General features: G+C 59.2%; 19 protein-coding genes. 11 read left to right on the top strand and 8 right to left on the bottom strand.

What is annotated here, in order from left to right; all coding sequences use genetic code 11:
• Nucleotides 1–585: 585 nt before the first annotated feature.
• The 3 genes from CHH27_RS07395 (at nt 586) to clpA (ending at nt 4,111) form a co-directional block, all read left to right on the top strand.
• Nucleotides 586–918: a phasin family protein gene (locus CHH27_RS07395; RefSeq protein WP_094071017.1), complete on the top strand. Its 333-nt coding sequence runs from the start codon at nt 586–588 to the stop codon at nt 916–918.
• A 403-nt stretch (nt 919–1,321) separates the two neighbouring features.
• Nucleotides 1,322–1,654: an ATP-dependent Clp protease adapter ClpS gene (gene clpS, locus CHH27_RS07390; protein WP_094074583.1), complete on the top strand. Its 333-nt coding sequence runs from the start codon at nt 1,322–1,324 to the stop codon at nt 1,652–1,654.
• A gap of 12 nt (nt 1,655–1,666) precedes the next feature.
• Nucleotides 1,667–4,111 (top strand): ATP-dependent Clp protease ATP-binding subunit ClpA, encoded by a 2,445-nt coding sequence (clpA, locus tag CHH27_RS07385; protein ID WP_094071016.1) that lies wholly within the window; start codon nt 1,667–1,669, stop codon nt 4,109–4,111.
• A 138-nt stretch (nt 4,112–4,249) separates the two neighbouring features.
• Here clpA and CHH27_RS07380 read toward each other — a convergent pair whose 3' ends face one another.
• On the bottom strand, nt 4,250–5,668 hold the full coding sequence (locus tag CHH27_RS07380; RefSeq protein WP_094071015.1) for a patatin-like phospholipase family protein: 1,419 nt from the start codon (nt 5,666–5,668) through the stop codon (nt 4,250–4,252).
• A 200-nt stretch (nt 5,669–5,868) separates the two neighbouring features.
• Here CHH27_RS07380 and CHH27_RS07375 point away from each other — a divergent pair, with 200 nt between their 5' ends.
• Entirely contained in the window at nt 5,869–6,573 is a 705-nt protein-coding gene (locus CHH27_RS07375; RefSeq protein ID WP_094071014.1) for an SDR family oxidoreductase, read from the top strand.
• Here CHH27_RS07375 and CHH27_RS07370 read toward each other — a convergent pair.
• Nucleotides 6,570–7,508, bottom strand: a complete 939-nt coding sequence (locus CHH27_RS07370; RefSeq protein ID WP_094071013.1) for a formyltransferase family protein — start codon at nt 7,506–7,508, stop codon at nt 6,570–6,572. The two genes, CHH27_RS07375 and CHH27_RS07370, sit on opposite strands and share 4 nt — an antisense overlap.
• A gap of 158 nt (nt 7,509–7,666) precedes the next feature.
• On the opposite strand from CHH27_RS07370, the gene CHH27_RS07365 reads away from it, so the two are divergent.
• Both CHH27_RS07365 and CHH27_RS07360 read left to right on the top strand, forming a co-directional pair.
• Entirely contained in the window at nt 7,667–8,428 is a 762-nt protein-coding gene (locus CHH27_RS07365; RefSeq protein WP_094071012.1) for an AzlC family ABC transporter permease, read from the top strand.
• A complete protein-coding gene (locus CHH27_RS07360) occupies nt 8,428–8,811 on the top strand; it encodes an AzlD domain-containing protein (RefSeq protein ID WP_247646203.1) in 384 nt (127 codons plus the stop codon). The genes CHH27_RS07365 and CHH27_RS07360 overlap by 1 nt, the downstream gene beginning before the upstream one ends.
• Here the strand turns inward: CHH27_RS07360 and CHH27_RS07355 are convergent.
• Nucleotides 8,808–9,542, bottom strand: coding sequence for a hypothetical protein (locus CHH27_RS07355; protein ID WP_094071011.1), 735 nt, complete (start codon nt 9,540–9,542; stop codon nt 8,808–8,810). The two genes, CHH27_RS07360 and CHH27_RS07355, sit on opposite strands and share 4 nt — an antisense overlap.
• A gap of 240 nt (nt 9,543–9,782) precedes the next feature.
• Here CHH27_RS07355 and CHH27_RS07350 point away from each other — a divergent pair, with 240 nt between their 5' ends.
• Nucleotides 9,783–10,433 carry a glutathione S-transferase family protein gene (locus CHH27_RS07350; RefSeq protein ID WP_094071010.1) on the top strand — a complete coding sequence of 217 codons (651 nt, stop codon included), beginning with the start codon at nt 9,783–9,785 and terminating at the stop codon, nt 10,431–10,433.
• Nucleotides 10,434–10,466: 33 nt separating this feature from the next.
• On the opposite strand, the gene CHH27_RS07345 is transcribed toward CHH27_RS07350, so the two are convergent.
• The 5 genes from CHH27_RS07345 to CHH27_RS07325 form a co-directional block, all read right to left on the bottom strand.
• A complete protein-coding gene (locus CHH27_RS07345) occupies nt 10,467–10,961 on the bottom strand; it encodes a hypothetical protein (protein WP_094071009.1) in 495 nt (164 codons plus the stop codon).
• A 24-nt stretch (nt 10,962–10,985) separates the two neighbouring features.
• On the bottom strand, nt 10,986–11,414 hold the full coding sequence (locus CHH27_RS07340; RefSeq protein ID WP_094071008.1) for an HIT family protein: 429 nt from the start codon (nt 11,412–11,414) through the stop codon (nt 10,986–10,988).
• Nucleotides 11,415–11,518: 104 nt separating this feature from the next.
• Complete coding sequence (locus CHH27_RS07335) at nt 11,519–12,976, bottom strand: serine protease (RefSeq protein ID WP_157738775.1); 1,458 nt, start codon at nt 12,974–12,976, stop codon at nt 11,519–11,521.
• A 22-nt stretch (nt 12,977–12,998) separates the two neighbouring features.
• Nucleotides 12,999–14,423, bottom strand: a complete 1,425-nt coding sequence (locus tag CHH27_RS07330) for a serine protease (RefSeq protein WP_094071006.1) — start codon at nt 14,421–14,423, stop codon at nt 12,999–13,001.
• A 184-nt stretch (nt 14,424–14,607) separates the two neighbouring features.
• The gene (locus tag CHH27_RS07325; protein WP_094071005.1) at nt 14,608–14,946 is read right to left on the bottom strand and encodes a helix-turn-helix transcriptional regulator; all 339 of its coding nucleotides are present in this window, start codon (nt 14,944–14,946) and stop codon (nt 14,608–14,610) included.
• A gap of 38 nt (nt 14,947–14,984) precedes the next feature.
• On the opposite strand from CHH27_RS07325, the gene CHH27_RS07320 reads away from it, so the two are divergent.
• From CHH27_RS07320 to CHH27_RS07305, 4 genes are all read left to right on the top strand, one after another.
• The gene (locus CHH27_RS07320) at nt 14,985–16,346 is read left to right on the top strand and encodes an aminotransferase class V-fold PLP-dependent enzyme (RefSeq protein WP_157738773.1); all 1,362 of its coding nucleotides are present in this window, start codon (nt 14,985–14,987) and stop codon (nt 16,344–16,346) included.
• Between the two features lie 157 nt (nt 16,347–16,503).
• A complete protein-coding gene (locus CHH27_RS07315) occupies nt 16,504–17,661 on the top strand; it encodes an amidohydrolase (RefSeq protein ID WP_094071003.1) in 1,158 nt (385 codons plus the stop codon).
• Complete coding sequence (locus CHH27_RS07310) at nt 17,654–18,847, top strand: diaminopropionate ammonia-lyase (protein ID WP_094071002.1); 1,194 nt, start codon at nt 17,654–17,656, stop codon at nt 18,845–18,847. The genes CHH27_RS07315 and CHH27_RS07310 overlap by 8 nt, the downstream gene beginning before the upstream one ends.
• The gene (locus CHH27_RS07305) at nt 18,837–20,006 is read left to right on the top strand and encodes a Xaa-Pro peptidase family protein (protein WP_094071001.1); all 1,170 of its coding nucleotides are present in this window, start codon (nt 18,837–18,839) and stop codon (nt 20,004–20,006) included. Before CHH27_RS07310 ends, CHH27_RS07305 begins: the two co-directional genes overlap by 11 nt.
• The last annotated feature ends 5 nt before the right edge of the window (nt 20,007–20,011 follow it).

Genomic DNA, 20,011 nt, shown 5'->3' with positions numbered 1-20,011 from the left:
CCGGGTTACGCGGTTTGTGTTCGGAGCTGCGCGGTGTGGATCTAACCCCCATGCGATTCAAACCGCCGCCCCATCGCTCTTGAGGTCATTTGATGGAATCACGGTTACGAATGTGTAAATGATCGACATAAAAACCACTTAAAAAAATAGATTTTTATTAGAGTTAATGCATAGTTAAGGGGGGTGTGCGAAAAATAGAAATCCTATTTTTCTTCTATTTGCTTCGCCTTAACTTGTATTATTTGTTAATTTTTCATTTCTTTGCGTGTGGTTGTTGTCTCGGCATCAGATGTAATCTCGATAGTGTCGGAGAAAGCGTTTTGCTCTACCTGGCTCTTGAGCTCGAGAACAGTTGTCGAGCATCTGGTTCATTTTTGTCCCGCGTTCGGGTGTATAAATCTTACGTTGCGGTAAGAAATGTGAAATACCCGTAATGGTTGTTTTTGCACCGCAAAATCGCCTTGACACTTTTTGTGCAGTGCATTACGAAGAAATCTTGTTAGGTAACGCGACAAGCACGCAGGTTGGCGAGAGCGGTTCTCTCAAGCGCTGAGATGGCCAATCCGCGGGATGAGGGCAGTGAAAATGATGAACAACTTTGATGAACTCCAGAAGATGAGCAAAGACAACATGGACATGGCCATGGAGTCCTTCGGTTCCGTCAGCAAGGGTTTTCAGGCGATCGCCGCCGAAATGGCCGATTACCAGAAGAAGTCCTTCGAAGAAGGCACGGCCGCCGTTGAGAAGCTGGTTGCTTCCAAGTCTCTCGACAAGGCATTCGAAGCTCAGGCCGATTACGCCAAGTCCGCTTACGAGGGTTTCGTCGGCGAAATGACCAAGCTCGGTGAAATGGTCACCGACATGTCCAAAGACGCCTACAAGCCGTATGAAGGCGTTCTCGGCAAATTGGCCAAGTAAGCATCTTTTCGAGCCGCCGAAAGGCGCTGAGAGGTTTGGAACCCGGCTCCCAGGAGCCGGGTTTTGTTATATGCACAGATTTACCATGCCTGTTGCCGGCGCGCCGAGGCACGCTGCGGGTTGGCGCTGAATTGCGATAGCGCCCCATCTTTTAATCGCTTTCAAGAAACCTACATTCAGCCTTGACGACGGTGCTTCTTAAGCAAATGCACCGTTCACCTTAATGTTGATGAAATCGACCATTGCGCGAGCGCGGCTTGCGCGGCAGGATTACCAGAGAAGAACATCGGTCTGCAGCGCGGGCTGTGTCGCGGGAAGAAAGCTCCGGACATGCTGCGTGTGATCTGCTGACCGGAATGCGAAACTGGTGATGGCCGGAGTGATTGAGGCAAAAGAAACGGCAATGGCGGCGGGCTCTGATTATGACAATGACGGTGGTGACGCCGGAACGGTTGTCGTCACCCGAACCAAAACAGTTACCAAGCGGCCCAATCTCTATCGTGTGCTGCTCTTGAATGACGACTACACACCGATGGAGTTCGTCATTCACGTTGTGGAGAACTTCTTCCAGAAAAACCGGGAAGAGGCCACACGGATTATGCTGCATGTTCACCATCATGGCGTCGGGGAGTGCGGGATCTTCTCCTACGAGGTCGCGGAGACGAAAGTCACCCAGGTGATGGACTTTGCGCGCAAGCATCAGCACCCGCTGCAATGCGTCATGGAAAAAAAGTGAGGACCAAATCACGTGCCTTCCTTCTCACGCAGTCTTGAAAAAGCCCTCCATCAGGCTCTGGCCTTTGCCAACGAGCGGCAACAGGAATATGCAACACTGGAGCATCTCCTGCTGGCCTTGCTGGATGATCAGGATGCGGCTGCCGTCATGCGGGCGTGCAATGTGGATCTGGATACGATCCGCCGCAACCTGATTGAATATATCGAGACGGAACTGGACAATCTGGTTACCGACAGTGACGAGGACTCCAAACCGACGGCTGGGTTCCAGCGTGTCATTCAGCGCGCGGTGATTCACGTTCAGTCTTCCGGCCGGGAAGAAGTGACCGGGGCCAACGTGTTGGTCGCGATCTTCGCCGAGCGCGAAAGCCATGCGGCCTATTTCCTGCAGGACCAGGACATGACCCGCTACGACGCGGTCAACTATATCTCGCATGGAATCGCCAAGAGACCTGGCATGTCCGAGGCCCGCCCGGTTGAGGGCGCGGACGAGGAAGACGTGCTGCCCGGCGCGGAAACCGACAAGAAGTCCAACCAGAAGACGGACGCTCTTGAAGCCTATTGCGTCAATCTCAACGACAAGGCCGAGAAGGGCAAGATCGATCCGTTGATCGGCCGCGACAGCGAGATCCAGCGCACGATCCAGATCCTGTGCCGGCGGTCCAAGAACAACCCGCTCTTCGTCGGTGATCCCGGCGTTGGCAAGACGGCGATCGCGGAAGGCCTGGCGCACCGGATCGTCAATGGCGATGTGCCGGATGTTCTGGAAGACGCCACGATCTTCTCGCTCGACATGGGCTCGCTGCTCGCCGGAACGCGGTATCGCGGCGACTTCGAAGAGCGCCTGAAGCAGGTGGTCAAGGAAGTCGAGGACTATCCCGGTGCCGTGATGTTCATCGACGAGATCCACACGGTGATCGGCGCCGGCGCCACGTCGGGCGGCGCGATGGATGCGTCGAACCTGTTGAAGCCGGCCCTTGCATCCGGTGCGATTCGCTGCATCGGCTCGACGACCTACAAGGAATACCGCCAGTTCTTCGAAAAGGACCGGGCGCTGGTGCGCCGGTTCCAGAAGATCGATGTCAATGAACCGTCCATCCCGGACGCAATCGATATTCTGAAGGGCCTGAAGCCCTATTTCGAAGACTTCCACAAGGTCCGCTACACCCAGGATGCCATCAAGACGGCCGTGGAACTGTCGGCAAAATACATTTCCGACCGGAAGCTGCCGGATAAGGCAATTGATGTTCTCGACGAGACCGGCGCGTCCCAGATGCTGGTGCCGGAAGCCCGTCGCCGCAAGACCATCGGGGTCAAGGAAATCGAGAACACCATTGCCACCATGGCAAGGATCCCGCCGAAATCCGTTTCCAAGGATGACGCAGAGGTTCTGGAGAATCTCGGCAAGGAACTGAAACGGGTTGTTTACGGTCAGGACCAGGCCATCGAAACCCTGGCGTCGGCGATCAAGCTGGCCCGGGCAGGCCTGCGCGAGCCGGACAAGCCGATCGGCAGCTATCTGTTCTCCGGCCCGACCGGCGTCGGCAAGACCGAAGTGGCGCGTCAGCTGGCGTCGTCGCTTGGGGTCGAGCTGATCCGCTTCGACATGTCGGAATATATGGAACGGCACACGGTGTCCCGTCTGATCGGCGCGCCTCCGGGTTATGTCGGTTTCGACCAGGGCGGTCTACTGACCGATGGCGTCGACCAGCATCCGCATTGCGTGCTGCTGCTTGATGAAATCGAAAAGGCCCATCCGGACCTCTTCAACATCCTTCTGCAGGTGATGGATCACGGCAAGCTGACCGATCACAACGGCAAGCAGGTCGATTTCCGCAATGTCATTGTGATCATGACCACCAATGCCGGTGCTGCGGACATGGCGAAGATGCCGGTCGGCTTCAACCGGGTAAAGCGGGAAGGCGATGACGCGGAAGCGATCAACAAGCTGTTCACGCCGGAGTTCCGGAACCGCCTAGACGCGATCATTCCGTTCGGCAACCTGCCGATGGAAGTCGTCTACAAGGTCGTCGACAAGTTCGTCATGCAGCTGGAAGTCCAGCTGGCGGATCGTGGTGTGACCTTCGAGCTGACCGAGGATGCCACCAAGTGGCTGGCAGACAAGGGCTATGACAGCCAGATGGGGGCCCGGCCACTCGGCCGGATCATCCAGGAGCACATCAAGCGGCCATTGGCCGACGAGGTGCTGTTCGGCAAGCTCAAGAAGGGCGGCATGGTCAAGGTGTCGGTGTCCGAAGACGGCAAGGGCCTGTTGCTGGAGAGCATCGAGGAACGTGCCACGCCGCCGAAGCCGAAGGCCAAGACGGAGGCCAAACCCAAGCCGAAGCGGAAGCGCAAACCGGCGGCCAAGGCGGCAGCTGCCAAGGACAGCAAGTCATCGGGCAAGGGTGGCAGCGCCAAGAAAAGCCTGGTGCCGAAAGTGCCGCTGGCCGACTAGGTCTGAACCTGAAACTGCAAAAGCCCCGGAGAGATCCGGGGCTTTTTCCTTGAGCCGAGTATCTTTCTTCCCGGTCTTCGCTCCGCTGCGCCCGGGATGACAAATCGGAGGAAGATGACGGTCGAAGATCTTCTCCAGCTACTCAGCCGCTTCAGCAGCAGTAGCTCCAGTTTCCTTAAGCGGTCGGCCCAGACTACTTTCCAGTCTCTGCCTGTGGTTCTCCAGAAAGGTGCGGCCGGTCTCGTAGCCGACCTCGAACAGGAACGACAGGTTCGAGTGGCTCCAGTCGAGGATCTTCGGCCAGTGATCCTCCGGAATATGCCTGCGGAAGGGCATGCGTAGCAATTCGGAGCGGCGGCTGTGGGTAGCGGTGCAGGTGGAAGGAACACCCGCGGCCAGTTCGCGCTCTTTCAGGTAGATTTCACGCTCGCGCACAAAAGCTGCGTAATCCGCGCCGGCAAGATCTGCCAGTTGCTGCAGCCGGCTGTCGGACTGGTCATTCAGGTGGATGGTCATTGCGGTCTGGAACGCCACCAGATCGACATCGGCGCTGCCAAGCAGGTCGGTCAGCGCGTATAGCTCTCGTTCGGCCCGAATGAGATCGCGCTTGTCCTTGAAGGCGCCGCTGTCGGTCTCCGCCAGATCAGAGGCCTTGTCGAGTGCGGTCAGAAACCGGTTCTGTGCGTGCCGTGCGCGCCTGTCCTTGAATTGTTCGAGACTGTTTTCCGTCAGCCGGGTGAGGGGGGCAATGATCGACTGGACCCAGGCATCGGTGAGGTCCCGGGGTTCATCGACCAGTTTGCGATGGCCCAGAATATCGAAGAAGATGATGGTATCGACGTCGCCGTCGACCATGACATCGTCCGGGTTCAGCTTCAGCGGATCGAAGGCGGACCCTTCCAGATAGGTCTTTTCACCCCCGGCACCGTCAGACAGCTTGTAGGGCTCGTAGATGAAGGGCATCGCGAGCGCCGCCTTGCAGTGGTCCAGGCTGAGATCTTCCCGGTCGAAGGAAACGTCTGCCCGGTCCTCGATGCAATAGGCGCCCAGGCGGAAACCTGCCTCGCCGAGATTGTCCAGAAAGGCGTCGAAATCGACGAGCCCTTCGATCCAGGACGGCGGCTGACACAGACCCTTGCTCCAGGGCGTGAGACTGGAGGGCATGAAGGTGGCCGACATCAGCGCCATCCAGTCGCTGAAAAGGCGCTGTTCCGGCGTGTCACGGGGGGCCTGGAAAAACAGGTTGAAGGCTGGGGCCAGTGCTTCGGCGACCGGGCCCGGCTTCTGGAAGACTTTGTAATTGATGGGCAGAAATTGGTAGATCAGGTCCTCGACGCCCATGGTGCTGGTGGCTCTGAAGGCGCGCCGGCGTGCCTCACCAAGGCTTTCGGCGGGATTCAGGCGACTTGGCGACACATAGAGCAGGCCCGCCAACATGCCGGCGCCGGTTGTCGACATCACCTTGAAGTCAAGCCCGGCTTCCTCAAGGGCCAGTAACGCGCCACTCATAAGCGGCAGATGTGGGGCGCCGCCCCCCAGAACCAGTCCAATCGGCATTTTGAAAATCCCTGAAACAACAATTAGGAGTTTAGGGTATCACAGTTTACGACCGTTGAAATTGACAATTGTGCTTTGCAGCATCGCAGCGTTCCGAGAGACGCATTCACAGCATTGATCCAATCCATTCAGCAATATCATTTGCTGAATGCGGCCTGGCTTCCTAGGTTTCCCGGACCGCATTCAATTGGAGAAACGAGATGACCGACAGCAAGGTAGCCCTGATCACGGCCGGGGGGTCCGGCATGGGCGCGGACGCTGCACGCAGGCTGGCCGCCGATGGCTTCAAGGTGGGGATCCTGTCCTCTTCCGGCAAAGGCGAGGCCTTGGCAGCCGAGCTGGGCGGTTTTGGGTTTACAGGCTCCAATCTGGTCAATGAAGACCTGGAGTTTTTTATCAAGAAGTCCATGGAACAGCTTGGTCGTGTTGATGTTCTGGTCAACTCGTCCGGTCACGGTCCAAAAGGGGATATTCTGGAAATCTCCGACGAGGACTGGCATCTCGGCATGGATTATTACCTGATGAACGTCATCCGCCCGAGCCGCCTTGTCGCGCCGATCATGGCCGCGCAAGGGGGCGGTACGGTCATCAATATTTCCACTTTCGCCACGTTCGAGCCGGATCCGATGTTTCCGACCTCAGGTGTCTTTCGGGCAGGGCTTGCCAGCTTTACCAAGCTCTTCTCCGACAAGTTCGCCGCCGACAACGTGCGCATGAACAACGTTCTGCCCGGTTTCATCGACAGCTTGCCGGAAAAGGAAGACCGGCGATCCCGCATCCCCATGGGGCGCTATGGCCGCTCAGACGAGATTTCCAGCCTGATTTCCTACCTCGCCAGCGACGCGGCGGCCTATGTCACGGGGCAGAACATCCGGATCGATGGCGGGCTGACGCGGTCGGTCTAGGAGCTCCTGGCGGCAAAAAGATCCGGGTCCGGAAAAAGATAAACCGGGAAATCCCGGATGGGTTCCAGCATGCGCTGCTTGATGGTTCTGGAAAAAAGCCTGTCGAAATCGATGGATTTCATGGGCTCCGTCTGGCCACTCTCGTGCCAGTCGACCAGCGCGTTGACGGTGTGAAAGGCAAGATGGTCAAGCCCGTCGGTGACCTTGCTGTAATAGGCGATCGGGTCATGCGGGAAACTGCCATCCGCCTGGCGGATATTGATCGGCGGCGAAGACCCGAGGATCTGGCCGTCGTCGATTGCCTCATTCATGAAATGCACCGTCCAGCACGTAGATTGCGCGTCCCGCGTCCTGCTGTCCTCGAACGGCGCCGGACCGGCGCCGAAGCCGTTGGCGAGATCCGACGGGTGCATGTTGATCACGCCCAGATTGGCAAGTTGCAGAAAAGGCTTGTCGATCAGTTGTCCGAAACCGCAGCACAGAACTGAGTCCGGTTTGAGCTCGGCGAGCGTGGAGCGGAACCAGTCATCCTTGATGTCGCCGGTAAAGACGGGGATGCCGGCTGACAGCGCCAGTTTCACGGTCTCGGCCTCGATCTGACGGCGTTCGTCTTCTTCGAAATGATGCCAGATCCGTTTCTTGGCACTGACCTTCGCATCCGGATTAAGCGGATCGTCGGTCAGAACACAGACGATATGGAACGCTTCCGGAGACCGCCTGGACACCGCGAGCAGCGTCTTGAGCATGAGGAAACCGACCGGCAGGCTCGCGATGACCGCCAGTCGCAGGGTGCCGTCGGCCGGAACGGGCCTTGGGTCTGTGCTTGGTTCGATAAACTCTCCCCAGCGCACGCTCAGGTCGGAATAAACGTGATCGGCCAGACGCAGGCCCTTGAGATAACGGTTGAGCCATTGGTCCTTGCCGAGATCTGCCATGCCTTGTCTCCGTAACGCTTTGCATTGCTTCCCCTGTCATGCAACGTGTGCAGGTCTGCCATGTCAATGTGGGATTGCTTTTGGAAGGTGCGTTGATTGACAAGCAGGCAGGGCGCCGAATTATAAGGTTGCCTTACGATTTAGTTTCAAATGAGATCATGGCGCCGATGGGAGACGAGACCTCCGACCAGATGACAGCTCCTGATCCGGAACCGGCAAGGGTCTGGATGGCACGTGGTGCGCGCGCGGCGGTGTCGATCCCGGCCTTTATCCTGACAGCGGCCTTTGTCGGCTATGCGGGGCTTGCACGCGAGACCGGCCTGTCCCTTGCCGAAACGCTGGCCATGACCGGGTTCATCTGGGCGCTGCCGTCCATCGTCGTTTTGACCGGCGCACTGTCTTCCGGCATGGGCCTGATCCCGGCCGGGATTGCCGTTGCGCTGGCCTCCGTCCGATTGATGCCCATGACCATGGCGCTGATGCCGATTATCAAGGTGCCGGGCAAGACCCGGACCTGGCAGCTGCTGATCGCCTCTCATTTCGTTGCCGTGACCGCCTGGGTCTTTGCGATGAAGAACCTGCCGGAGATGACGCGGGAAGGGCGCCTGCCGTTTTTCATCGGCTTTGGCGGCTCCGTGACCTGCTTTGTCTTCTGCATGACAGGCCTTGCCTATCTCCTGGTTGAGCGCCTGCCGGACATGGTCGCCGGCGCGCTGGTGCTGCTGACGCCGGTCTATTTCCTGTGTTCCCTGTGGGGCGCGGCGCGGGTCAATGCGGACAAGGCGGCCATGGTGGCCGGATTGGCCCTGGGACCGGTGTTTTTCCTCTACCTGGAAGGCCTTGACCTGCTCTGGACCGGTCTGGTTGGCGGCACACTTGCCTATCTGGTGACGCGGGTGATGCGGCGGGGGCTTTTCTGATGGACGGCCTGATGACCGATGCGGGGCTTGGCGACACCTGGTGGTGGCCCTTTGTCATGATCCTGGTGGCCGGCTGGCTGGCGACCGATGTCTGGCGCTGGCTTGGGGTGTTTGCCGGTGGCCGCCTGCGCGAAGACGGCGAATTGCTGATCTGGGTCCGCTGTGTCGCGACTGCGCTGGTCGCCGGCGTTATTTCCAAGCTGATCCTGTTTCCGCAGGGCATTCTCGCCGAAACGCCGCTCGCCTTGAGGCTGGCAGCCGCCGGTTTCGGCTTTGCCGCCTTTCTGCTCAGCCGGCAGCGGGTGATTGTCGGTGTCCTGGCGGCTGAAGCATTTCTTCTGGCCGGCTGGTTTCTGCTTGAGGCTGTCGAGGGGGCCGCCTAGCGGCCATATTGCTCGTAATTCGGAAACTGTTCGCGCAGATGATCGCGATAGGCCAGGACCCTGTCGCTGGACCCGCGTCCGTATTGCCGCCAGATCTGCCAGTCGTCCATGAAAACGAGATTCCGCTGTTCCTGGCTCAATCCGTTGAACGCCCGCCGGCGCGCACCGCCTGGCGGATAGCTGATGCCACGGAATGACGCATAATAAAGGCCTGCTTGCAGCTCCGCGCCCGCGATGAACTGGCACCCGGCACCACCTGCGACCATCGCAGCCTCGATATTGCTGACGGTTCCCAGTGCCGGGCCGGTCGGACCACAGGCCGAGACAGCCATAAAACGGCTGACAGAGGCGAAGCTGTTCATCGCCAGAAACACGAAGATCATCACGTCGGCATCAGCGCCAACTCCGGCTGCTCCGCTGTAAACGGCAACAGGGCCTGCAAAAGTTTCAGCCGACACAAAGGCACCGGCGGGACCCTTGTAGACATGGGTGCCCCAGGACTGCATTGTTTCCGTCGAGAAGGAGCCGCTCACGGGAAGCGGATAGAGGTCCAGGGAAATGCCTGCATTGAAGCCGCCAAGGAGAAATCTTGCGCGCTGGCCTGTTCCTTCTTCCTTGATATAGAGATTGATGGCACCGGCTCCGACGGAAGACTCCAGACCAAAGCCGACATCCACTTCGATATCCGCATGTGACAGGCCGTCAAATCGCCAGGATGTTCTGTGAAACATGATCTCAACTCCTTCTGCTGTGCCTCCGTATCTACCGGTCTGCCCGGTCGTTGCCCGTGATCGCTGTCACGCATAACGCAGGCGTTATCAGGCGTGAAAACTGGCGGATTGGACGTGAAGACACCGTCAGCGCGATGCATAGAGACTTGCAAAAAAGAGGTGTTCAATCTGTGGCTGCCGACGGATCGATGCGGTAGCCTGAAGGCGAAGAGAACCGGACTTCCGAGTGAGGAGAGAACAATGGCCGATCAGGTGGAACTGTTTTATGCCCCTCAAACCCGCGCGACAGGGGTGCGGGTTCTTCTGGAAGAACTCGATGCCCCGTACAAGCTGAACGTCCTGAATTTCAAGCTCGGTGAAAACCGGCGCTCCGATTACCTCGCGATCAACCCGGCGGGCAAGGTGCCGGCGCTTCGCCGTGGTGATTCCGTCGTCACAGAGCAGGTCGCCATCTATCTTTATCTGGCCGATCTTTTTCCCGAGAAAGGGCTGACACCGTCCCTGGAGGATGCGCGCCGCGGCCCCTATCTGCGCTGGTTCGTTCACATGGCGTCGTGTTTCGAACCTGCGCTGGTCGACCGAGCGCTGAAGAGGGAGGAACCGCCGCAAACCATGTCGCCCTATGGCAGTTTTGAAACCGTCATGGAGAACATGCGCGCACAGCTGGCAAAGGGACCTTATGTGCTGGGCGACGAGATGACCGCGGTCGACGTGCTCTGGGCGATGGGGCTGCGATGGGGCATGGCCTTTGGTCTCGTCCCCGAATTCGACGAGTTCAGGGCCTATACGGAACGGTATTTTTCACGGCCGGCGCCCGTCAAGGTGCTGCAGGAGGACCAGAACATGGTCAAGGAACAGGAAGACGCCGCCATTCATGCCGGAGTCGCCTGAACAATAGTGGCCTGACCCATCCCGGCGAAAAGATCAGGCCAGGTCTGGCAGGGGAGAGACGGAGCCCACCCAGTCGCGTCTCAGATGTGCCAGGATGGCCTGAACCGTGTCGCCGTCATCCCGACCGACCTGCTGCCAGTCGAGCCAGGTGCCGTCATCGACAACTTCACCGTTTTCCAGGCACTCAAAGAAGAGATCGCACCAAAGATCGTATGACGAACGCAGGATCTGAGGTTCGGGAACGCTCAGTTCCAGGGTCACATACTCATTCGACTGCAGTTCGACCTCCGACAGCAGCATATGGGCAAGATCTGCAAGTTGCTCCGGCCGGGCTTCGTAGGCCCAGACCGGTGGAGAGGCGCCGTCGGTCAGGTTGAGACGTTCCAGCTGTGAAGCGGCATAAGCGTAGGCGGTCCGGAGATTGCCGGTCGCGCCTATGCCGTTCCAGGTCGGGGTATAGAGGCCGACCGGATCAAACAGGTTCAGGATCAGCGCGCGCTGGAATGTGAACAGGCGCACACGCTCCATGGCCTTTGCCAATGGATCGAGCGATCAGGCGAGGGCGGCCCGGATCTTGTCCGCATGGCCCGCCAGGAGGTCATTATCTGCCATCTCGCCCGTGTGCGGCTTGAGCGATACGCCGTCAAAGCGCGGGATCACGTGAACATGGGTGTGGAACACCACCTGGCCACCGGCCGGTTCAGAGAACTGCTGAATGGTGGTGCCGTCCGCGCCGAAGGCCTTTACCACCGTTCGAGCCATCTTCTGGACCGTCGCCATGACCGCGTTGAGGTCCTCTGACGCAATATCGAAGATGTTGCGGGACGGTGCCTTGGGAATCACCAGGATATGACCGTCGCCGCGCGGCATGATGTCCATGATCACCAGTGTCTTGTCGTCTTCATAGACCGTGTGGCTCGGCAACTCACCACGCAGGATCTTGGCAAAGACATTCTGGTCGTCATAGGCAGGAGTGGACATGGTTGGTTCTTCCTCGTGTAGCGGGTGCTGGTCCGGTCGCCTGGCGTTGCAGCAAATGTCCTGGACGCCGTCCGGCAGACGAATATCTTGACCTGAAGGTGGTATCAGTTTCCCGCGTCCTTGCAAGCGATGGCGAGCGTGAAGCCGGACAAGTGGTCGGCCATGCGTTCCGGAACCATGACCGCCTGCTCCGGCGCGCGACTTGGCGTTATGCCGTTCTGAAACAGGAACAGCTGCGCAATTTCGCCGCTGACTGCGAAGTTCACGTTCTGCGGTACGTCGCCGATAATCTCGGCCACTTTTTTGGCATCCAGTTTGGCGGCAACGACGCCAATGATTTCACCCTGGTGATTGACAACCGGGCCACCGGTCATGCCCTGCTGAACCGGAGCAGAAATCTGAACTGTTACCCCCGTTCCGGCCAGTCCCTTGAGAGAGGTGACTGCACCGCGGGTCACGTTGAAGCCGCCGAGAATCCCTGACAGGGGATAACCTGCAACCGTTACATCCATGTTGAGTGCCGCCGGAGCGCGGGCGAAGGCGGCAGGATTTTCCACTGTCAGGCCAGGCACTTCCAGGAGAGCAAGATCGAATTCCGGATCCCTGGCAGTCAATGAGGCCGGGTGTCCGGAAACCTTCAGGCCGGCGCAGCCTTCCAGTGCGTGCAAACTGGTCAGGACATGTCCTTGCGAGGATACGGCGAACCCTGTTGCTACAGCGTTTCTGGCCGCCTCATCGGCATTTGGTTCGGCGGGTATTCCCTCTTCCGCAGCGGCTTCCTGCGCCCGGGCCAGCCGGTCCAGTTTCAGCACAACATGGTCGATCCCCTTGTTGAGCCGGTCTGAAGCAGTGACCGGTTCGCGGTAGCCGCGCATGATACTGGCCTTCACAAGGGCAAAGTCACGTGCGTCGTCCCGGCTGGCATAAATGCCGACAGTCGCCCAGCGACCGTCATCCAGACGTTGCGAATAGATATAGACAAGCCGATCTTCGTAGGAAGCCGTGGTCGTCCAGACAGCCTCGTCTCTTTGCTTCTCGATGCTGGCCACATCGGCCGGATCGCGTGAATGGTACTTGTCCATCCGGGCCTTGCTGTTTCTGAAGATCTCGTATTCGAGCGAGCTGTCCAGATCCTTGAAGGAAACATTGTTTTCCGCCACTTCAAGGTTGGCGAATGGGATCAGAAGGGAAATTCCCATGTGGTCCAGATGGTGGCTTTTCCAGCGACGGACCTGAAACACGGAATCCGTATCAAAGGCCATCAGAAGTGCAGCCCAATTCGGTACCGGACCTGGCAGATTGGACGTTGCGAAAAAACGCTCCATCGCAGCTTGGGTCTCACGGTTCCAGTCGCCGTTCAGCGGGCCGTCATAATCGGCGTAAAGGATGAGGCCGGCTTGCAGGAATGTTCGCTCGTTGCTGGTCAGCTCTCCGGGCTGAAAGGGAGCCCCCAGGTCCAGAAGTTTGTCAGCTGCGGCAGCTGTGCCGGCCCACACGAGACAAAGACAGGCGCAGCAGAGGAACTGGCGGAAAAAGCGGGCAAGTCGGTTCGCAATCGGCACTGTTGAATCCTGTCCGGAAAATCTAGAAGCAGTTGATCAGAAACGTGTAGGCGCTGAGCCGGGACGCGATTTCTTCCGGTGCGAGCGGCTCCCCGCTGACGGCTTTCCGGGGCGTAATGCCGTTTTGATGCAGGAACAGCTGGGCGTTTGTGCCGCGGATGGCAAAATTGACGTTTTGTGGAATGTCGCCGATGGCCTCCGCGATCGCTGTGGCATTCAGTTTGGCAACAACAACTCCAACGACCTGGCCCGAGGCATTGACCGCAGGGCCGCCGGAATTTCCCGGCTGAAGCGGTGCCGTGATCTGCATGTTGACACCGCTGCCGCCGAGGCCCTTGCGGGCAGCAACAGTGCCACGCGTGATATTCAATCCGCCAAGCAGTCCGCTGAGCGGGAATCCCGCTGTCGTGATGTCCGAATTGAGTGCGGCCGGCGTGTCCGCGAAGATGGCAATGCCGGCCGGTTCAAGATCTGGGACATGAACCAGTGCGAGATCAAAGTTTTCGTCCTTGTCCACGATGAAGGCCGGTTTTCCACGGACCTTGAGGGCCCGGCATTCGTTCACGACGTGTGCATTGGTCAACAGGTACCCTTCGGCATTGACCGCAAAACCGGTTCCCGTGCCGCGTGGGTCGTCCTCTTTCCTGGTCTTGCCGTTTCCCGACCCGTTTTGACGTGGGGGCTTCTTTTCTTCTTCGGTCGCCTGTGCCTGGTCGAACTCTTCCAGGAAGCGATCTGTCAGCCTGTTGAAACGATTCGAAGGTTCAATGTCTGCGGAATTACCGCGAAACAGAGGAGCAATTACGACGAGCAGCCTGCCAACGTCTTCTCGTTCTGCTGCGACCAAGATGGTATTCCAGTTTCCGCGATTGTTCCGGGAATAAACAAAAACCACGCCATCAGTGTAGTCGACGAAACTGGCCCAGATCCGCTTTTGCCTGATGCTATAAATGAGTTCCGCACTGGGATCGCTCTTTTTGTGCGTCGCCCGCATTTCCGATCTGGACAGGACAAGTCTCCGAAGAGCCATGTCGCCCATGAAATAACTTTCACCTTCGTCCGACCCGTTGCTTTCATCTGCCTGCAGTTCGGGTGTCAAAAGGGTCTGATCAACGCCTGGAAACGTGGTTTGGCCCCAGCCCAGCAGCCTGAACTCCACGACCGTCGTTACGACCAGCTGCATCACATCCAGATTGGTTGGAGCATGATCTTCGTTCAGATCGATGCTGATGAATTTTTCCAGGGCCTCCTGGCTGTTGCGCCCCCACAAACCATCGAGATCATCGAAATAGTGCCGCTTGATGGTCAGTCCGGTCTGGAGAAACCTGATTTCCTCTCTTGTCAGCGTTGACGGACTGAAAGGCGCATCCGGCTCACTGAAGTCCATCGAATAGGCGTTGCCGAGGGCGACAAAGAAACTGACCAAACAACAAAGGAACAAGCGCATTCAAAATTCCGGAAAACAATCGGCCCAAATACAACTCTACTATGGAACAGCTAAATCACAGGTCGCAATGGGTTTGTGACACGATTGGAAGAAGTTGCAATTCCGAATGGGCCAACTGGCCGTTCTGGATTCCCCCAAATGCCCTTGCGAAGGTTCAGCGCGTCCCGCTTTGACTTTCTGTATTCTACTCCGCAGCAACTGTGGAAGCGCTGGTCAGGGACATTCCAAGTGCGGCCAGGCGGGTCCGTTCGGGCTTGTAAAACATCCAGTTGCCGATCCTCTTTCCCGTGACCAGGCCTGCTTCGGACAGTTTTTTCATGTGCGAGCTGACCGTTGGCTGCGTGAGACCAACCTTGTCGGTGATGAAGCCGACACAGACCCCGTCCTCGACAAGATCACCATCCTTTTGCGTCGGGAAGTGCGGGCGGGGGTCCAACAGCCACAAGAGGATCTGAAGCCGGACAGGGCTTGAAAGCGCGGACATGGCCGCGGCGCTTGACTTCACATCTATATTGATATTCATCTATATAGAAACTCTTCAATATGGTTGGTGAGGCGACTATGCAGAAATCTTTCCAGAATGTACAGGCGCAGGCCTATGCCAACGGTGCTGCGCGGGGCGCGCGTTATCTTCAGACCATCTCTTCGCGGCAGGTAAAGGCCGAGACCGGAGCGTTCGCACGGCTTGATCCCGGGTTGGCGACCGACGGCATGACGGTCGAGGCCATTCTTGATCTGATGGAAGAGGTCGGGGGCGAGGGCACCGTCGCGTCCGCAAGCGGCCGCTATTTCGGGTATGTCATCGGCGGGGCATTGCCTGCGGCATCTGCGGCGCGGGCCCTGTTGTCGGCCTGGGACCAGGTCGCCGATGCGCTGACGGGACCTTCTGTTGTGCGCATGGAGGAGACGGCAATCCGCTGGGCGGTCGATCTCCTGGGTTTGCCGGTCGGCACCAGCGGTGCCTTCACGACCGGCGCAACCATGGCGAACATGACACTCCTCGTGACGGCGCGCGATGCCTTGCTTGCCCGGCAGGGGCATGAACGCGGCGCTGGCCTTCATGGCGCTCCCAAGATTCGGATCGTGGCTAGTGCAGAGATCCATGCGACCGTTCTGAAGTCCTTGCGCATGGCGGGGCTTTCCAGCAATGACATTGAATGGGTGCCTGTAGACCGCGAGGGGCGCATGGATATTGGCGCGCTACCGGTGCTTGATGACCGCACGCTCGTGCTGGCACAGGCGGGAAATGTCTGTAGCGGTGCGTTCGATCCTTTCGAGGAGCTCGGCGAACTCTGTAAAGCTGCGGGAGCCTGGCTCCATGTCGATGGCGCCTTTGGCCTCTGGGCACGGGCATCGCGGCAGCTCGAGCACAGGCTCAAAGGACTGGAGAAGGCCGACAGCTGGGTCGTCGACAGCCACAAGACACTCAACACACCCTATGATGCCGGACTGGCCCTGTGCCGCCATCCGAAGGAGATGGAAGCCTCTATGGCAATCGGGGCCGGTTATCTGCCGGCCGCCGAGAGCAACCCCGCCAATCGGGCGCCGGAGTTCAGCCGGTCTGCCCGCGGAGCGGAAACCTGGGCAGCGCTTCTGTCTCTTGGGCGCAATGGCGTGGCGGAGATGGTCGAGCGGTTTCACCGACATGCCACGCGGATCGCAAGCGAGTTGCGGGCACTTGGATTCGAGGTGCCGCATCAGGTCCATTTCAATCAGGTGTTCACAACACTGCCGTCAGCGGAGGAGGCCTGTGCCAAAATCGCAGATCACGTGCAGCGGTCCGGGGAAGCCTGGTTCGGCCAGGCGGCCTGGCAGGGCAAAAAGGGGTTCCGGATCAGTGTGTCTAACTGGTCGACGACGGATGACGATGTGTCTCGTCTCATAACAGCCATTGCGCAGGCCAAGCGGGACCTGGGCGTCTGACGGCACTCGGACCTTCATGGTGGTCCTGAACAGAACGAATTACGAGAAACGGAACGGATTGCCGGTTTCGGGATGATTTTCGTATCTCCAGGCGATGACATTGATGCAATCAGCTGATTGAATTTCCCTAGCTTGGCCGAAGCAAAGGGAAATTGGTATGGACAGGACAAAACTGGACCTTGTCGGCCTGCGCCGGGATCTTCACCGCCATCCGGAACTGGGATTTCAGCTTGACCGCACAAGGTCGACGGTGGCCGATGTGCTGCGCAAGCTCGGCCTCGAGGTACATGTCGGCGTTGGTGTTGTCGGCGTGCTTCGTGCTGGTGGCGGCAACCGGGCCATTGGTCTGCGCGCCGATATGGATGCGCTGCCCATCCATGAGCGCAGTGCGCATGACTATGTTTCACAAACACCGGGAAAGATGCATGCCTGCGGCCACGATGGACATACGGCCATGCTGCTTGGCGCGGCCGAGCAACTGGTTCGAGACCCCGGATTTGACGGCACGGTGGTTTTCCTGTTCCAGCCGGACGAGGAACAGGGGCAGGGCGCCAGGGCGATGATCGACGAGGGCGTTCTCGACCGGTTTCCGGTCGAGGAAGTCTACGCCATCCACAATCTTCCGGGAGCGCCGGTGGGCCAGGTGTCGACCCGTGTCGGGCAGATCTGCGCAAGCGAGAGCCTCTTTGAGATCGAGATTGCCGGCAAGGGAGGACATGCCTCCATGCCGCAGACGGGTGTCGATGCGATTACGGTCGGATCAGAGTTGGTGCTCGCCCTGCAAACCGTCGTGTCACGCAAGCTTGCACCGGGCTCGGGCGCGGTTGTCTCGGTCACGGAGTTCCTCACCGATGGACAGCGCAATGTCTTGCCCGGGCGCGCATCGCTGAAAGGGGATGTGCGCGCGCGGGATCCCGAAGACCGGGCGGCCGTTGAGGTCTTCATGCGCCGGATCGTTACGGGCGTGGCTCAGGCCCACGGTATCGAGGCAACGATGACCTTCCGGACGGAGTTCCGTGAGACGATAAATTCTCCCGAACCTGTTGCAGCGGTTCTAAGGGCTGCCGCGTCGGCCGGACTTCAGGCCATTGGCGATCGCGAGCCCATGAGCTTTTCCGAAGACTTCGGTCAGTTTGCCGACGCGGTTCCAGGCTGTTTCCTGTTGCTTGGCAATGGTGAGACAGGCGCTCACGGCCAGCCACTGCACGCATCCGACTACGACTTCAACGATGCATTGTTGCCGCTTGGTGCCGCCTTCTGGGCGGAGCTTGTGCGCGACCGTCTGCCCCTCAAGGGAGGAGAATCCCATGTTTGACCTTATTCCGGAAACCTCTCTCGGGCACATTCATGCAGAACGCCGGCCTGGCAATGCCGCCGAGCGCGTTCTGAGCAAAGACGCTTTTGATCGTGCCTGTGCGGAAATCACGGCATGGCCCGGATACGAAAAGACACCGCTTCACGCGCTCGATGCTCTGGCAACGGCAATTGGTGTCGATGCTGTTCTTTACAAACACGAGGGCGCGCGGTTCGGCCTTGGCAGCTTCAAGGCGCTTGGCGGGGCGTTTGCCGCACAGCGTGTGCTGCAGCGTGAAGTCTCGCTTCGCAAGGGCTGGAAGGTGTCCTTGTCAGAAATACGAGCCGGCCGGTTTGCCCGGGAGTGCGCCGAGATCACCCTGGTGTCGGCAACCGATGGAAATCATGGCCGTTCGCTGGCCTGGGGCTGCAAGCGGTTCGGCGCGCCTTGCCGTATCTACATTCATGCCGAGGTGAGCGAAGGGCGCGCAGAGGCAATGCGCGCGCTGGGCGCCGAGGTCATCCGGATCGAAGGCGACTATGATGCCTCCGTGGCGCTTGCCAAACAGGAGGCGGAGGAAAACGGTTGGTTCGTCGTCTCGGACACATCCTGGCCGGGATATTCCGCTCCCCCGCTGGACGTCATGTCCGGCTATGGTGTCATGACCCGTGAGATCTGTGACGATCTTGCTACGCCGCCCAGTCACGTCTTTCTGCAAGGCGGCGTCGGCGGGCTCGCCGCAGGTGTTGCGGCCGGCTTGCGTCAACGCTGGGGGGAAAAGGCACCTCGTGTGGTGATCGTCGAACCGGACCGCGCAGCCTGTCTCTTTGAAAGCGCCAGAAGGGGCGAGGCCACGACCGTCGCCATTGAAGAGGAAACGATCATGGCTGGTCTTTCCTGCGGCGAGCCATCAGAGCTTGCCTGGGAGATCCTGGCCGAAGAGGCTTCGGATTTTCTGACCTTGCCGGATGCGACCATTGCGCCGACAGTGCGTCTGCTGGCACGTCCGCTTGGCAATGACCCTGTCATCGAGGCGGGCGAGAGCGCGGTTGCAGGGCTTTCGGCCCTGATTGCAGCCAGGCAGAATGAGGCGCTTTCAAAAGCGCTTGGACTGGATGAGTCCTCCCGGGTCCTTCTGATCGGCTCTGAAGGCGTGACAGATCGGGCCATATTCGACGCGATCATGGAGGAGCGCGATGCAGCCTGAAGCGCCGGGGCGCGGGTTTCCCGTATCCGAGTTTGAAACACGGACGGAAAAAACACAGGCTCTGATGGCGAAGGCGGGTCTTGCCGGCCTTCTTCTCATGAGCGAAGCGGAGGTTCGCTATTTCAGCGGGTTCCAGACACTTTTCTGGCAAAGTCCGACCCGGCCCTGGTTCCTGTTCGTTCCTGCCAGCGGCAAGCCGGTTGCGGTCATCCCCGAGATAGGTGCTGCCCTGATGCGCCAGACCTGGCTGGAAGACATCCGTACCTGGAGTGCGCCTTCACCGGATGATGACGGCATCAGCCTCCTGAGCGATCTTCTGTCACCTTTGGCCGCCGGGAAGGAGCGTTTGGGTGTTCTGAAAGGGCACGAGACCTCTCTGCGGATGCCTCTTGGGGACTGGGAACGGCTTCTTTCAGAACTGCCTGAACTAGAAATCGCGGATGCGACCCCACTGGTCAGATCCCTGCGCATGGTGAAATCGCCGGCGGAAATCGAGAAACTGGCTCACATTTGCGCCATCGGCTCTGCCACGTTCGAGCAGGTGCCGGAGTTGGTGGCTGAGGGGGATCCGCTGGAAGACGTCTTCCGATCGTTTCGGCGCGCCGCTCTGCTGAACGGGGCAGATGATGTGCCTTATCTGGTCGGAGCTGCAGAGCAGGGCGGATATGCCGACGTGATCTCGCCGCCGTCGCGCGCTCCGCTCAAGACCGGCGATATTCTCATGCTGGATACGGGTGCGGTCTGGGATGGCTATTTCTGCGATTTCGACCGCAACTGGGCCGTCGGACGGGCAGACGATGAGGCACGCCGGGCGTATGACGTGCTCTGGCGGGCAACTGAGGCCGGTCTGGAAGCGGCAAGACCGGGAGCGACCTGCCGGGATCTGTTTCTGGCAATGGGCAGGGTGATTGCCGAGATGGATACGTCCGGTGGCGATGTCGGCCGGCTCGGGCACGGTCTTGGCATGCAGCTGACGGAGTGGCCCTCCCATGCAGCTTTCGATGAGAGCGTGATCGAGGAAAACATGGTGCTTACCCTTGAACCGTCCCTGAGTTACGGCAACGGCGTCATGATGGTGCATGAGGAAGACATCGTCATTCGGCCAGGCGGCGCTGCATTGCTGACGCGTCGGGCTCCGGTGGAATTGCCGGTCCTGTGAACGGC

Origin of the sequence: Labrenzia sp. VG12 (genome assembly GCF_002237595.1) — a bacterium.
Taxonomy (GTDB): domain Bacteria; phylum Pseudomonadota; class Alphaproteobacteria; order Rhizobiales; family Stappiaceae; genus Roseibium.
Note: the sequence above shows the minus strand (reverse complement) of the source record. Positions and strands in the feature narration are given on the sequence as shown.

Coding starts and splice junctions, on each gene's coding strand:
- CHH27_RS07395 (WP_094071017.1), top strand. CDS start 586: ATGATGAACAACTTTGATGAACTCCAGAAGATGAGCAAAGACAACATG.
- clpS (WP_094074583.1), top strand. CDS start 1,322: ATGGCGGCGGGCTCTGATTATGACAATGACGGTGGTGACGCCGGAACG.
- CHH27_RS07380 (WP_094071015.1), bottom strand. CDS start 5,668: ATGCCGATTGGACTGGTTCTGGGGGGCGGCGCCCCACATCTGCCGCTT.
- CHH27_RS07375 (WP_094071014.1), top strand. CDS start 5,869: ATGACCGACAGCAAGGTAGCCCTGATCACGGCCGGGGGGTCCGGCATG.
- CHH27_RS07370 (WP_094071013.1), bottom strand. CDS start 7,508: ATGGCAGATCTCGGCAAGGACCAATGGCTCAACCGTTATCTCAAGGGC.
- CHH27_RS07365 (WP_094071012.1), top strand. CDS start 7,667: ATGGCGCCGATGGGAGACGAGACCTCCGACCAGATGACAGCTCCTGAT.
- CHH27_RS07360 (WP_247646203.1), top strand. CDS start 8,428: ATGGACGGCCTGATGACCGATGCGGGGCTTGGCGACACCTGGTGGTGG.
- CHH27_RS07355 (WP_094071011.1), bottom strand. CDS start 9,542: ATGTTTCACAGAACATCCTGGCGATTTGACGGCCTGTCACATGCGGAT.
- CHH27_RS07350 (WP_094071010.1), top strand. CDS start 9,783: ATGGCCGATCAGGTGGAACTGTTTTATGCCCCTCAAACCCGCGCGACA.
- CHH27_RS07345 (WP_094071009.1), bottom strand. CDS start 10,961: ATGGAGCGTGTGCGCCTGTTCACATTCCAGCGCGCGCTGATCCTGAAC.
- CHH27_RS07340 (WP_094071008.1), bottom strand. CDS start 11,414: ATGTCCACTCCTGCCTATGACGACCAGAATGTCTTTGCCAAGATCCTG.
- CHH27_RS07330 (WP_094071006.1), bottom strand. CDS start 14,423: ATGCGCTTGTTCCTTTGTTGTTTGGTCAGTTTCTTTGTCGCCCTCGGC.
- CHH27_RS07325 (WP_094071005.1), bottom strand. CDS start 14,946: ATGAATATCAATATAGATGTGAAGTCAAGCGCCGCGGCCATGTCCGCG.
- CHH27_RS07320 (WP_157738773.1), top strand. CDS start 14,985: ATGCAGAAATCTTTCCAGAATGTACAGGCGCAGGCCTATGCCAACGGT.
- CHH27_RS07315 (WP_094071003.1), top strand. CDS start 16,504: ATGGACAGGACAAAACTGGACCTTGTCGGCCTGCGCCGGGATCTTCAC.
- CHH27_RS07310 (WP_094071002.1), top strand. CDS start 17,654: ATGTTTGACCTTATTCCGGAAACCTCTCTCGGGCACATTCATGCAGAA.
- CHH27_RS07305 (WP_094071001.1), top strand. CDS start 18,837: ATGCAGCCTGAAGCGCCGGGGCGCGGGTTTCCCGTATCCGAGTTTGAA.